A 14,197-nucleotide genomic window follows, 5' to 3' on the forward strand; every position below is an offset into this window, starting at 1 on the left:
AAAAAGAAATGAATTGAGGAATTGATTTTGAAATTGAAAAAAATAATTGCAACAATAACCATGAGCGTTTTAGGTGTGATATTGATTTATGGAATTAATCGATTTGTGACAAGAGAATACGTACCAAAAGGGACAAAAGAAGCAATTGCCGCAAAAATTAATACGTTAAATGAACAAGAACAAATAAACGAAAAAAAGGTGTCAGAGTCTTTACCTGAGGGGGAACTGACCGATTGGAATTTGGTCTTAGTTGGCCCAAGTCATAAATTAAAAGAAGAAGCAACCGAGACATTGACGACGCTTGACAATGGAATGATGCTGGATCATCGGATTGTGGACCCATATAGTCAAATGTTAATCGCAGCTCAAGAAGATGGGATTGATTTGATGCTCGTTTCAGGTTACCGTTCTATTTCGTATCAAGAACAAATTTTTAATGAGAATGTCAATGCTTTAATCTATCAAGGAGAGTCGGAAGTTTCAGCGAAAAAGATTGTTAAACAGACATCCACTGAACCCGGTTATAGCGAACATCACACTGGTTTAACTTTTGATATTGTCGATCAAGATTGGTCGAATAATTTTACGGATAACCTTTTAAGTGAAGCATATGCTGAAACAAGAGGTGGTAAATGGTTGGCGACACATGCACGTGAATATGGTTTTATTCTACGCTATCCTAAAGGGAAAGAAGAAATCACCGAGATTTCTTTCGAACCTTGGCATTATCGTTATGTTGGAATCGAACATGCGAAATACATCGAAGCGCATCAATTGACCTTAGAGGAATACTTGGATTTATTAAAGGAGACATAGTGATTGCATGAAAAAAAATAAAAAACCGAGACAGTCTCCATTGAGATTTCCTCTAATTTTAGCTGGACTCTTTTTAATCGTTTTATCCTTTGTATTTTCTTTAAGAGGTTTGGTTGATGAAGCACCACGTTATATGACTGAGGATGCACAACAAGAAAATTCTCAGCTATCAAAGGAAGCATTTATTGAACGCTTAGTACCGCATGCCCAAACGTTACAAAAAGGTTATGGGATTTTACCGAGTATTATTATTGGGCAAGCAATTTTAGAATCGAATTGGGGAAACAGTGAGTTATCAAGTAAATATAATAACTTATTTGGAATTAAATCATTTGGTCACTCAGACTATGTAACAATGGATACCCAGGAATATGTGAATGGCCAATGGATTACAATTCAAGGTGATTTCCGTGTTTATCAATCATGGGAAGAATCTATGGATGACCATACGATGCTGTTTGTAAATGGTGTTGATTGGAGTCCACAAAAATATGAAGCGGTTTTAACGGCACCAAGCTATAAAGAAGCAGCCAATGCGCTACAAGCAGCCGGTTATGCTACGGATCCGGGCTATGCTAACAAAGTAATACAAGTAATTGAAACTTATCATTTAGATCAATATGACTAGCAAGGAGTGATCGTGTGACAGAAAAATTTGTGCCAAACATTTCAACAGAATTAAGAAAAGATATTGTCAGAGTACCGGAAGTGATTAACGAATGTAGTGGCATTATGATTTTCGGGAAATTAATAAAATCAATCATTTTTACAACGGATATTGCCATTATTCGTAATACGAATGCTCATGCGGTGATAGCAGTTTATCCATTCACACCCCATCCGGCGATTACGAAAAGTATTATTGAAGCAGCAGATATTCCAGTTTTTTCTGGTGTTGGCGGAGGTCTAACTCAGGGAACCCGCGCGAGCTATATGAGTTTATTTGCTGAAGCACAAGGCTCAATTGGTGTTGTTTTAAATGGACCCACTCCAATTGAAACCGTAGTTGATGTTTGTGCTGTTGTTGATATCCCGGTTGTTAGTACGGTTACCAGTCTCTATACACCGATTGAAGATAAACTTGCTGCGGGTGTTAAAATTATTAATATTAGTGCGGGACGAAAAACGGAAGAAGTTGTTCGACATTTTCGTCAATTATATCCTGACTTACCAATTATCGCGACTGGTGGTCCAACGGAAGAAAGTATCAGGGGTACGATTCAGGCTGGTGCAAATGCCGTCACATATACACCACCGACGAATGGTCAGCTTTTTAGTAAAAAGATGGAACATTATCGTGAAATTGAACGCGTTTCCTTTGAAGAATAAAGATTTGATGAAAAAATGAAGAGAACTAGCTTGATTTTAGCTTTTTCTCTTGTTTTTTTAGATGGTTCAAGGCATAATTAGTTTTGTGTTTTTCATAATTAGTCTTCCTTATATATCGTCGTAATTGGTCGACAGTTTCTACCTGGTACCGTAAATACCGGACTATAAGTGAAAAAAGTGTTTTATTAAATAAGGCACCTTTTTTGCATGTAGCAAAAAAGGTGTCTTTTTTAATAGATATTAAGAGTGATAAAATAAAAGGAGTTAATTTACGATGGAAGAATTAGTCAAACGAATTCAACAAGATGGAAATGTTTTAGGAGATGGCGTATTAAAAGTTGATAGTTTGATCAACCACCAAGTCGATCCACAGCTCATGAAAAATATGGGTGAGCTTTTTGCTAAAGTTTTTGCTGAAAGAAAGATCACGAAAGTTGTTACGATTGAATCATCTGGGATTGCACCGGCGATTTTTTGTGCATTAGAATTAGGTGTTCCAATGATTTTTGCCCGTAAATCAAAAAGCTTAACAATGAATGAGGAATTATTGACGGCTTCCGTCTATTCTTTTACAAAGCAAGTAACGAGTACGATTTCAATTTCACGCAAGTTTTTAAGTGAATCAGACAATGTCTTAATTATTGATGATTTTTTAGCGAATGGTCAAGCGGCAAAAGGTTTAATCGAACTTTGTCAGCAAGCAGGTGCTTCTGTTGAAGGTGTCGGCATCTTAATTGAAAAATCATTCCAAGATGGACGTGAATTATTAGAAAGTATGGGAATTGATGTTGTTTCGTTAGCACGAATTCAATCATTAAATGATGGGCAAGTGACATTTATTGAAGCGGATGCCTAATAAATAAGTTATTTTTATCAGACAGCTTGAAGGGACGTCTTCAAGCTGTCTTTTTTTCGAAACAGAACAGTATTTCACTTAAAAAACGAACGATTGTTGATTTATTTGATTGTAATGTACGATTAATTTTTGACTTCATCGTTTAAGGTTGCTAGAATACGGATATCGAATATAAAAAGGGGTAAAATAAATGAATCCACAAGTTGCAGTCATTATGGGAAGTATTTCAGATTGGGAAACGATGAAAGAGGCCTGTGCTCAATTAGACTTCTATGGTATTGAATATGAGAAAAAAGTTGTTTCTGCTCATAGAACGCCCGATTTAATGTTTAAGTATGCTGAAGGAGCAAGGGACCGAGGGATTAAAGTGATTATTGCAGGAGCTGGCGGGGCCGCGCATTTACCAGGAATGGTTGCAGCTAAGACGACTTTACCGGTAATTGGTGTTCCTGTTCAATCACGAGCACTCAGTGGTTGGGATTCATTATTATCCATTGTCCAAATGCCAGCGGGTGTCCCAGTTGCCACAACCGCAATTGGAAAAGCGGGAGCAAATAATGCGGGGATTCTTGCAGTTCAAATGCTTTCGATGTATGATTTAACTATAGCAAGAAAACTTTCAGATCGAAGACAAGAAATGGAAGAAATGGTAATAGAAAGTAGTGATCAACTTGGTTAATCCGTTAATGCCAGGCGCGACAATTGGTATCATTGGTGGCGGGCAATTAGGAAGAATGTTAACAATGAGTGCGAAAAAAATGGGCTTTCAAGTTGGGGTTTTAGACCCAGCAGAAAATTGTCCCACTGCTCAAATTGCTGATTGGCATATCTTAGCTGATTATGATGATGTCTTAGCTTTAGAAGAAATGGCTAGACGTAGTGATGTAGTGACTTATGAATTTGAAAACGTCAATGTTGAAGCGCTAGCGGCGATTACAGAACAAGTTCCAGTCCCTCAAGGAACAGATTTATTAGCGATTACGCAAGATCGCTTATTAGAGAAATCTTTTTTGGAAGCAAATAATATTGTGATTGCGCCTTATGCGACAATTATCAGCCCAACTGATATCCAAGACGCGATTGAAAGTATTGGCTATCCTTGTGTCTTAAAAACAACTCGTGGTGGTTATGACGGTAAAGGTCAATATGTTTTAAAAGATATGAGTGATTTAGCGCCTTCGATGAATTTACTACGTACAGGAACTTGTGAACTTGAAGCTTGGATTCCTTTTGAAAAAGAACTTTCTGTAATTGTTGCAGGAAATGGTGAGGAGTTTACAACATTCCCAATTGTTGAAAATATTCATCGCAATAATATTTTATATCAAACGATTGCTCCGGCAAATGTTCCTTTAGATGTCTCAAATGAGATTGCACGAATTGCAAAAGTCATTGCTAAGGCGCTAAATTTACATGGTGTTCTGGCAATTGAACTCTTTTTAACCGAATCTGGTAGTATTTATGTCAATGAATTAGCACCAAGACCACATAATTCTGGGCATTATTCAATTGAAGCTTGTAATATGAGTCAATTTGATGCGCATATTCGTGGGGTCTGTGGTTGGCCTTTAGGTGAGGTTGAGTTACTATCACCAGCAATTATGATCAATGTTTTAGGCGAGGAACTTGAAAGAAGTTACCAACAAATCAGTCAGCAACCACAATGGCAATTTCATTATTACGGCAAGGGAGAAGCAAAAACAGGTCGTAAAATGGGACATATTACAATTACAACGAATGATTTAGAACAAACAAAAAAAGAAATTGATGAAACGAATGTTTGGCCGAATTAAAATAACTAAATACAAAAGAAAACACCCTTAAAGACGAATGTTCCGTTCTTAAGGGTGTTTTTGTATTCGAAATCAATCGAAACACGAACGATTATTCGGCAATGTATATTTAATGTAAATATTTTGTTGACCGGTTATTCATTGGATTGTTACAATGAAGCCATCAAATAGAGGACGAAAGCTAGTTAATACCGATTATTGAAGAATGGTGAGTTGAGAATCGTTCGGATAATTAGGTGAAGTAGCGCCTCACAAAGGAGAAGAGCAAATGTATTTTGTAAAAGTTTATGTTACTTACAAGGAATCAGTATTAGACCCACAAGGAGAAGCAGTTAAAGGTGCGGTTCATCGTTTAGGCTACACAGAAGTGGAAGATATTCGTATTGGTAAGTATTTTGAAATAAAAATTGCAAAATCAGATCGTCCCGTTGAAGAAATGATTGAAGAAGTTTGTGACAAGTTATTAGCGAATGTCAATATGGAAACATATCGTTATGAAATTCAAACACTGGAGGAAGCATAACATGAAATTTGCGGTCATTGTTTTTCCAGGTTCTAATTGTGACCTTGATTTACTTTGGGCAATCAAAGATGTCATGGGGGCAGAAGCAGAATATGTACGTCATGATGCAACAAGCTTAGAAGGCTTTGATGGCGTCTTATTACCAGGTGGTTTTTCATATGGCGATTATTTACGTTGTGGAGCGATTGCTCGTTTTTCAAATATTATGTCAGAAGTGATTCGTTTTGCGGATGAAGGCAAACCAGTTTTTGGAACGTGTAATGGTTTCCAAGTATTGACTGAAGCGGGTCTTTTACCGGGTGTATTAAAACGTAATGAATCACTACATTTCATTTGTAAAACCATTCCTCTAGAAGTTGTTAATAATCAAACGAAATTTACTTCTGAATATGAAGCCAATCAAGTGTTGCAATTGCCGATTGCTCATGGTGAAGGTAATTATTATTGTGATGAAGCAACATTAAAAGAATTAGAAGAAAACAACCAAATCGTCTTTAAGTATCAAGATAACGTGAATGGTAGTCTAAAAAATATCGCGGGTATTACGAATAAAGCAGGGAATGTTTTAGGAATGATGCCTCATCCAGAAAGAGCAATGGAAGAATTACTTGGCTCAACGGATGGAAAAAAATTCTTTGCATCAATTTTGAAGAACTTTGGAAAGGTGACTGTATAAATGAATAAAGTAATGGAGCCAACACCGCAAGAAATTAAGGATCGTAAAATTTATGCTGAGTGGGGACTAACAGACGAAGAATACAGTTTAATCTCAGAAAAAATTTTAAATCGTTTGCCGAACTATACTGAAACAGGGCTTTTCTCAGTTATGTGGAGTGAACATTGTTCATATAAAAATTCGAAACCGGTTTTACGTAAATTCCCAACTACTGGAGAACACGTATTACAAGGACCGGGCGAAGGTGCAGGAATTGTTGATATCGGTGACGGACAAGCAGTCGTGTTTAAAGCAGAAAGCCATAATCACCCTTCAGCTGTTGAACCTTATGAAGGTGCAGCTACAGGTGTCGGTGGAATTATTCGTGATATTTTCAGTATGGGTGCTAGACCCATTGCAATGTTAAACTCTTTACGTTTTGGTGAATTAGACAACGATCGTACAAAATATTTATTTGAAGAAATCGTTGCTGGGATTGGTGGTTATGGTAACTGTATTGGTATTCCTACAATCGGCGGAGAGATTCAATTTGATGCCGTTTATGAAAAAAATCCATTGGTCAATGCGATGTGTGTCGGCTTAATTGACCATAAAGACATTCAAAAAGGTCAAGCCAAAGGAATCGGGAACTCGATTATGTACGTTGGTGCGAAAACGGGACGCGATGGGATTCATGGTGCAACTTTTTCTTCTGAAGAATTTGTTGAAGGGGAAGAGCAACAACGTTCAGCGGTTCAAGTTGGTGATCCATTCTTAGAAAAATTATTAATGGATGCTTGTTTAGAATTAATTTTAGAACATAGTGATATTTTAGTCGGAATCCAAGATATGGGTGCAGCGGGTCTTGTTTCATCAAGTTCAGAAATGGCTTCAAAAGCTGGTTCAGGCTTAAAATTATACTTAGATGATGTGCCACAGCGTGAAACAAATATGACTCCTTATGAAATGATGTTATCAGAATCTCAAGAACGCATGCTTCTATGTGTCAAACAAGGTGCAGAGCAACAAGTCATTGATTTATTTGAAAAATATGAGTTAGATGCGGTGAATATTGGTGTCGTAACAGATGATGGACAATACCGCTTGTATCATAATGATATCGAAGTCGCAAACTTACCAGTTGATGCTTTGGCAGAAGATGCACCAACTTACTACAAAGAATACCAAGAACCTGCCCGAATTGCTGAATTTGCACAAATGGATAACTTCATTCCAACTGTAATAAGTGCCAATGAGACGTTACTAAATTTATTACAACAATCAACAATTGCTTCTAAAAAATTAGTTTATGAAACGTTTGATTCAAAAGTTCGTACAAATACCGTTGTTGGACCTGGCAGTGATGCTGCTGTTTTACGTGTACGTGGTACGAACAAAGCGTTAGCGATGACGATGGATTGTAATAGTCGTTATTTATATTTGAATCCTGAAATTGGTGGACAAATTGCTGTTGCGGAAGCCGCACGTAATATTGTTGCTTCTGGTGGGAAACCATTAGCAATTACAGATTGCTTAAACTTTGGTTCACCAGATAAACCAGAAGGATTCTGGGAATTATGGACAGCTGCTGACGGTATTTCAGAAGCATGCCGTACATTATCAACACCAGTTATTTCAGGTAACGTTTCATTATACAATGAAACAAATGGTCAATCAGTTTATCCAACACCAGTCATTGGAATGGTTGGACTAATTGAAGATGTTGCCCATATTACAACACAAGATTTCACAACAGCCGGTGATTTGATTTATGTTGTGGGTCAAACATTTGCTGACTTTAACGGTAGTGAAATTCAAAAGATGCAATTAGGTAAAATTGAAGGGAAATTAATGAACTTTGATTTAGCAACAGAAAAAGCTAATCAAGACATCGTTTTAGCAGCCATTCAAGCAGACCTTGTGGCAAGCGCTCATGATTGTAGTGAAGGTGGCTTAGCTGTGGCGATTGCGGAATCCGCTTTTGGTAACCAATTTGGTGTAGATGTTAAAGTTGATTTAGTGAAGGAAGAATTATTTGCTGAAACGCAATCACGTTTCATTCTAAGTGTTTCTCCAGAAAATCAAGTTGCTTTTGAAACATTGGTTGGTAATCAAGCAACAGCGATTGGTCAAGTAACCAATACAGGAAAATTGGCAATTACTGCAAAAGATGCGGCGATTGAATTAGTTACAAGTGAAGCTAAACAAGTTTGGGAGGACGCACTTTCATGTCAACTGAAATAAAAAGTTTAAATGAAGAATGCGGGATCTTTGGTGTCTGGGGACACCAAGATGCCGCTCGCGTCACTTATTTTGGCCTACATAATTTACAGCATCGTGGTCAAGAAGGTGCGGGAATTGTTTCAAATGAAGAAGGACAATTACATGGCTATCGTGGATTAGGCCTATTATCTGAAGTTTTTGCGAACGAAAAAAGACTCAGCAAATTATACGGTAATGCAGCGATTGGTCATGTTCGTTATGCCACTTCTGGTAATGGTCATGTTGATAATATTCAACCGTTCTTATTTCGTTTTTTTGATAGCCAAGTGAGCCTTGCCCATAATGGCAATCTAACCAACGCTAAAACTTTACGTCGTGAACTTGAAGAACAAGGAGCAATCTTTCACTCTAGTTCAGATACAGAAATTTTAATGCATCTAATCCGTAAAAGTAATGCGCCAACTTTTTTAGATCGTTTAAAAGAAAGCTTAAATATTGTAAAAGGCGGATTTGCTTATATTTTAATGACTGAAAGCGCAATGTATGCAGCGCTTGATCCAAATGGTTTCCGACCATTATCAATTGGTCAAATGAAAAATGGATCGTATGTGATTGCCTCTGAGACGTGTGCTTTAGAAGCGATTGGAGCATCGTTTGTATGTGATGTCCAACCAGGGGAAGTTGTTGTAATTGATGATAACGGTCTAAAAATTGACACGTATACAACTGAAACACAGCATTCAATTTGTTCGATGGAATATATTTATTTTGCAAGACCTGATTCGAATATTGCCGGAGTTAATGTTCATACTGCACGTAAAAATATGGGCCGAACATTAGCAAAAGAAGCGCCAATCGAAGCCGATATGGTTATCGGTGTACCAAATTCCTCTCTTTCAGCTGCCAGTGGTTATGCTGAATTTTCAGGGATTCCTTATGAACTAGGTTTAGTAAAAAATCAATATGTTGCTCGTACATTTATTCAACCAACTCAAGAGTTGCGCGAACAAGGCGTACGTATGAAGTTGTCTGCCGTACGTGGCGTTGTTGAAGGGAAAAAAGTGATTTTAGTTGATGATTCGATTGTTCGTGGGACAACATCTCAAAGAATCGTTCAATTGCTAAAAGAGGCAGGAGCGAAAGAGGTTCACCTACGCATTGCATCGCCACCGTTAAAATTCCCTTGTTTTTATGGAATTGATATTAAAACACGCAAAGAATTGATTGCAGCAGATTTAAGTATTGAAGAGATGAATGAACGTTTTGGTTCAGATTCATTAGCATTTTTAAGTGAAGAAGGCTTAATTTCTTCGATTGGTTTAAAATTTGATGCCCCTTATTCTGGTTTGTGCATGGCCTACTTCAATGGCGATTATCCAACACCATTATATGATTATGAGAAAAAATACCGTGCATCATTAAAAGAGAACAAAGTGAATTTATAATTGGAGGAATGCAAAGTGCCGAATGCATATGCAAAAGCAGGCGTCGACGTTGAAGCTGGCTATGAAGTAGTAGAGCGGATTAAAAAACATGTAAAGAAAACCGAGCGTTTGGGTGTCATGGGTGCTTTAGGTGGCTTTGGTGGCTGTTTTGATTTAAGTGCCTTGAATGTTAAAGAACCAGTTCTTGTTTCTGGAACGGATGGGGTAGGGACCAAATTAATGGTCGCGATCCAAGAAAATCAACATGATACAATTGGCATTGATTGTGTAGCCATGTGTGTCAATGATATTGTTGCACAAGGTGCCGAGCCGCTTTATTTCCTTGATTATATTGCAACTGGAAAAAATCATCCAGAACGTTTAGAAGCTGTTGTTGCTGGCGTCGCGGAAGGTTGCTTACAAGCCGGCGCTGCTTTAATCGGTGGAGAAACAGCAGAAATGCCAGGTATGTACAGTGAAAACGATTATGATTTGGCTGGGTTTGCAGTTGGAATTGCCGAAAAATCACAATTAGTCACAGGTGAAAAAATTGCTGTGGGTGATGTTTTAATTGCCTTACCTTCGTCAGGAATTCATTCAAATGGTTATTCACTTGTCCGTAAAGTCTTTTTTGAAATGAATCAATTAACCGGCGACAGCATATTAAATGCTAGTCAAAAAACGGTCAGAGAAGAATTATTGACACCAACTAAAATTTACGTAAAAGAAATTTTACCTTTAGTAAAAGCAGGACTAGTTAACGGTATTGCGCATATTACAGGTGGTGGTTTTGTTGAAAATATTCCTCGTATGCTACCAGAAAACTTGACTGTTGAAATTCAATTAGGCTCATGGCCAATCCTACCTATTTTTACAGACTTAGAAACATATGGAAAGATTCCGACAATGGAGATGTATGAAATCTTTAATATGGGTGCGGGAATGGTCTTAGCCGTTTCAGTCGATAAAGTAGATGAAGTTCAGCGTCTACTTAAAGTGGAAAATAGTGAATCTTATGTGATTGGGCAAGTCAAAGCGCAAGCGGATCAAGCAATTGAATGGATTGAAGCAAAATGATGAAAATAGCCATCTTCGCATCGGGCAATGGCAGTAATTTTGAAGCCATTGCTCAGGCGGTTGAAAAACAAGACATTCAAGCTGAAATTGCGGTTCTTTTTTGTGATCAAAAATCAGCTTTTGTATTAGAGCGTGCAGCTAAATATCAGGTGCCAACGGTATCGTTCTCACCAAAAGATTTTTCGAGTAAAGTCGATTATGAAAATGAAATTAAACGCATGATGCATGGATTTGACGTCGAGTTAATTGTTTTAGCGGGCTATATGCGGATTGTCGGATTAACATTATTGGAAGCTTTTCCTAAAAAAATTATCAATCTTCATCCCTCGTTATTACCAAGTTTTCCAGGTTTACATGGGATTCAAGATGCCTTTGATTACGGGGTAAAAGTGAGTGGCATAACGATTCATTATATCGATGAAGGCGTTGATACAGGTCCAATTATCGCTCAAGTGCCAACGGAAATCACGGCAGAAGATACATTAGAGAGTTTAGAAGAAAAGATTCATCAATTGGAACATTATTGGTATCCGAAAGTACTAGGAGAAATTATTCAAAAGGAGTCTTATTCATATGTTAAAAAGAGCGTTAATTAGTGTTTCTGATAAAGCAGGAATTGTTGAACTAGCAAAAGAATTAGTTGCTTTAGATTTTGAAATCATCTCAACCGGTGGAACAAAATCAGCTTTAGATCAAGCGGGTCTCACAACGATTGGGATTGAAGAAGTGACAGAGTTCCCAGAAATGATGGACGGTCGAGTTAAGACTCTTCATCCAAAAATTCATGGTGGCTTATTAGGTCGTCGTGATTTCGAAAGTCACGTAGCGGCAATGAGTGAGCATGCTATTCATCCAATTGATTTAGTTGTGGTTAACTTATATCCATTCAAAGAAACAATTAGTCGCCCGGATGTAACCGAAGCCGATGCGATTGAAAACATTGATATTGGTGGACCAAGTATGTTGCGTTCAGCTGCTAAAAATCATCAATTTGTGACAGTCGCAGTTGATCCTAGCGATTATCCAATTATTTTAGAAGAGTTAAAAGCAAATGGTGAAACCACTTTTGCGACTCGTCAAAAATTAGCAGCGAAAGTTTTCCGTCACACAGCGGCTTATGATGCGTTGATTGCCAACTACTTAACAACACTTGTTGGTGAAACAGAACCTGAGCAATTAACGTTAACTTATGATTTAAAACAATCACTTCGTTATGGTGAAAACAGTCATCAAGCAGCTGATTTTTATCAAGATGCTTTACCGAAAGCTTTTTCAATTGCAAGTGCTAAACAACTACATGGTAAAGAGCTTTCTTATAATAATATTCGTGATGCCGATGCAGCGATTAAAATTGCTAAAGAATACGATAAACCAATCGCAGTCGCGGTGAAACATATGAATCCTTGTGGAATCGGTACTGGCGAAACGGCTTATGAAGCATTTATGAATGCCTACGAAGCGGATTCAGTTTCGATCTTTGGTGGAATTGTTGTCTTGAACCGTCCAATTACGCTTGATGTTGCTAATCAAATGAAAAATATTTTCTTAGAGATTATTATTGCACCATCATTTGATGAAGATGCTTTTGAAGTTTTAGCTCAAAAGAAAAACCTTCGTTTATTAACGCTTGATTTTTCAGCAGCGGTTAGTGAACAAGCAGAAGTGGTTTCTGTTTTAGGTGGTTTATTAGTTCAAAGTCCAGATAGTCAAAAAGAAAATCCAACTGATTGGAAAGTTGTTACAAAACGCCAACCATCTGAAGCAGAATTAGCGACAATGATTTTTGCTTGGAATGGTGTGAAACACGTAAAATCAAATGCGATTTTATTAGCCAATGGTGAACGGACAGTTGGTATTGGTGCGGGTCAAATGAATCGTGTGGGTTCAGTTAAGATTGCAATTGATCAAGCAACAGCCGCCAACCAAATTGAAGGAGCTGTTTTAGCCAGCGATGCCTTTTTCCCAATGAGTGACAGTGTCGAATATGCGGCAAAACATGGGATTAAAGCGATTATCCAACCTGGTGGTAGTATTAAAGATCAAGAATCAATCGATATGGCCGATCAATATGGTGTTGCAATGATCTTCACTAATTTACGTCATTTTAAACATTAAAAATAGCTAGGTAACAAAAAGGAGAACGCGATGAAGCTTTTGATTATTGGTAGTGGCGGTCGTGAACACGCCGTAGGAAAAAAACTATTAGAAGATCCACAAGTAACTGCCGTCTTTTGTGCGAAAGGCAATGCCGGTATGCTCAAGGATGGGATTAAGATTCTTGATATTGCGGAAGATGCGCACCAAGACTTGATTGCTTTTGCTAAAAAAGAAGTAATTGATTGGACATTTGTTGGTCCAGAAATTCCTTTGTTAAATGGGATTGTAGATGATTTTCAAACAGCTGGTTTAAAAATCTTTGGTCCAAATCAGGCAGCAGCGATGATTGAGGGTTCAAAAGAATTTGCCAAAGAACTTATGACTGAAATGAAAATTCCAACAGCAGCTTATCAAACATTTTCTGATTTTGAAGCAGCTAAAGCGTATGTTCTTGAACAAGGTGCACCAATTGTGGTTAAAGCGGATGGGTTAGCCGCTGGTAAAGGGGTTGTTGTTGCTGAGACGGTTGAAGAAGCGATTGAAGCTTTGCATGAAATGCTTGAAGAACAAAAATTTGGTTCAAGCAGCGCTAGAGTTGTCATTGAAGAATTTTTAGTGGGAGAAGAATTCTCATTGTTAGCATTTGTTGATGGTGAACACGTTTATCCAATGGTTATTGCACAAGATCATAAGCGTGCGTTTGATTTTGATCGAGGTCCAAATACAGGTGGGATGGGTGCCTACTCGCCGGTTCCTCAAATTTCTGAAGCAATGGTGGAGCAAGCCGTTCAGAAAGTCTTACATCCAACGGTCCAAGGAATGATCCAAAGAGGAACACCGTATCACGGGATTTTATATGCTGGTTTGATTGCTACTGCTCAAGGACCGAAAGTGATTGAATTTAATGCCCGCTTTGGTGATCCGGAAACGCAAGTTGTTTTACCGCGTTTAGAAAGTAGTTTAGCACAAGTAATCAGCAAGTTGATTGCGCATGAAAAACCAGAAATTAAATGGAACAACCAAGCATCGGTTGGTGTAGTTGTGGCCGCTGAAGGTTATCCTGAAGTTTATCAAAAAGGTATGCTCTTGCCTGAAATGACCAATGAAGATGTTTCGGTGATTTATGCGGGCGTAGCTGAAAAAGAAGGACAACTCGTTGCTAATGGTGGTCGTGTCTTTTTAGTTGAAGCACATGCAGAGACTATTGAAGCAGCTCAACAAAAAGTCTATCAGGCGTTAGAAAGCGTAGCACTCGATCAACTGTTTTATCGTAAAGATATTGGTAGTAAAGCTTTAAAAAATTAAATAAAGCAACCAATTTTAATTTCGCATGAAAGCTTAATTGCAATATCAAATGCATAAAAAATTTTAAAAACCTTTATAGACAGCGAATTACTCAATAAT

Annotated in this window: 14 protein-coding genes and 1 riboswitch; all 14 genes read left to right on the forward strand. The window is 37.8% G+C overall.

Annotation, left to right across the window (positions count from 1 at the left end; genetic code table 11):
* Positions 1-27: 27 nt before the first annotated feature.
* The 14 genes from ACFO3L_RS09365 to purD all read left to right on the forward strand — a co-directional run bounded on the left by ACFO3L_RS09365 (position 28) and on the right by purD (position 14,098).
* Complete coding sequence (locus ACFO3L_RS09365) at positions 28-816, forward strand: M15 family metallopeptidase (RefSeq protein ID WP_379966469.1); 789 nt, start codon at positions 28-30, stop codon at positions 814-816.
* A 7-nt stretch (positions 817-823) separates the two neighbouring features.
* A complete protein-coding gene (locus ACFO3L_RS09370) occupies positions 824-1,444 on the forward strand; it encodes a glycoside hydrolase family 73 protein (protein ID WP_379966472.1) in 621 nt (206 codons plus the stop codon).
* A 14-nt stretch (positions 1,445-1,458) separates the two neighbouring features.
* Complete coding sequence (locus ACFO3L_RS09375; protein WP_379966475.1) at positions 1,459-2,145, forward strand: hydrolase; 687 nt, start codon at positions 1,459-1,461, stop codon at positions 2,143-2,145.
* Positions 2,146-2,233: 88 nt separating this feature from the next.
* Positions 2,234-2,330, forward strand: a riboswitch (purine riboswitch).
* Between the two features lie 89 nt (positions 2,331-2,419).
* Positions 2,420-3,001 carry a xanthine phosphoribosyltransferase gene (locus tag ACFO3L_RS09380; RefSeq protein WP_379966478.1) on the forward strand — a complete coding sequence of 194 codons (582 nt, stop codon included), beginning with the start codon at positions 2,420-2,422 and terminating at the stop codon, positions 2,999-3,001.
* 190 nt (positions 3,002-3,191) lie between these two features.
* The gene (gene purE, locus ACFO3L_RS09385) at positions 3,192-3,680 is read left to right on the forward strand and encodes a 5-(carboxyamino)imidazole ribonucleotide mutase (RefSeq protein ID WP_379966481.1); all 489 of its coding nucleotides are present in this window, start codon (positions 3,192-3,194) and stop codon (positions 3,678-3,680) included.
* Positions 3,664-4,794 carry a 5-(carboxyamino)imidazole ribonucleotide synthase gene (gene purK, locus ACFO3L_RS09390; RefSeq protein WP_379966484.1) on the forward strand — a complete coding sequence of 377 codons (1,131 nt, stop codon included), beginning with the start codon at positions 3,664-3,666 and terminating at the stop codon, positions 4,792-4,794. Before purE ends, purK begins: the two co-directional genes overlap by 17 nt.
* Positions 4,795-5,062: 268 nt before the next feature.
* Positions 5,063-5,317 carry a phosphoribosylformylglycinamidine synthase subunit PurS gene (gene purS, locus ACFO3L_RS09395; RefSeq protein ID WP_379966487.1) on the forward strand — a complete coding sequence of 85 codons (255 nt, stop codon included), beginning with the start codon at positions 5,063-5,065 and terminating at the stop codon, positions 5,315-5,317.
* A gap of 1 nt (position 5,318) precedes the next feature.
* Positions 5,319-5,993 (forward strand): phosphoribosylformylglycinamidine synthase subunit PurQ, encoded by a 675-nt coding sequence (gene purQ / locus ACFO3L_RS09400; protein ID WP_379966489.1) that lies wholly within the window; start codon positions 5,319-5,321, stop codon positions 5,991-5,993.
* On the forward strand, positions 5,994-8,216 hold the full coding sequence (purL, locus tag ACFO3L_RS09405; protein ID WP_379966492.1) for a phosphoribosylformylglycinamidine synthase subunit PurL: 2,223 nt from the start codon (positions 5,994-5,996) through the stop codon (positions 8,214-8,216).
* Positions 8,201-9,640: an amidophosphoribosyltransferase gene (purF, locus tag ACFO3L_RS09410; RefSeq protein WP_379966495.1), complete on the forward strand. Its 1,440-nt coding sequence runs from the start codon at positions 8,201-8,203 to the stop codon at positions 9,638-9,640. The genes purL and purF overlap by 16 nt, the downstream gene beginning before the upstream one ends.
* A gap of 15 nt (positions 9,641-9,655) precedes the next feature.
* Positions 9,656-10,696, forward strand: a complete 1,041-nt coding sequence (gene purM, locus ACFO3L_RS09415; protein WP_379966498.1) for a phosphoribosylformylglycinamidine cyclo-ligase — start codon at positions 9,656-9,658, stop codon at positions 10,694-10,696.
* A complete protein-coding gene (gene purN, locus ACFO3L_RS09420) occupies positions 10,696-11,292 on the forward strand; it encodes a phosphoribosylglycinamide formyltransferase (RefSeq protein ID WP_379966516.1) in 597 nt (198 codons plus the stop codon). The genes purM and purN overlap by 1 nt, the downstream gene beginning before the upstream one ends.
* Complete coding sequence (purH, locus tag ACFO3L_RS09425) at positions 11,270-12,811, forward strand: bifunctional phosphoribosylaminoimidazolecarboxamide formyltransferase/IMP cyclohydrolase (protein WP_379966501.1); 1,542 nt, start codon at positions 11,270-11,272, stop codon at positions 12,809-12,811. The genes purN and purH overlap by 23 nt, the downstream gene beginning before the upstream one ends.
* A gap of 30 nt (positions 12,812-12,841) precedes the next feature.
* Positions 12,842-14,098 (forward strand): phosphoribosylamine--glycine ligase, encoded by a 1,257-nt coding sequence (gene purD / locus ACFO3L_RS09430; RefSeq protein ID WP_379966504.1) that lies wholly within the window; start codon positions 12,842-12,844, stop codon positions 14,096-14,098.
* The last annotated feature ends 99 nt before the right edge of the window (positions 14,099-14,197 follow it).

The organism is Enterococcus eurekensis (assembly GCF_042654605.1).
Classification (GTDB): domain Bacteria; phylum Bacillota; class Bacilli; order Lactobacillales; family Enterococcaceae; genus Enterococcus_I; species Enterococcus_I eurekensis.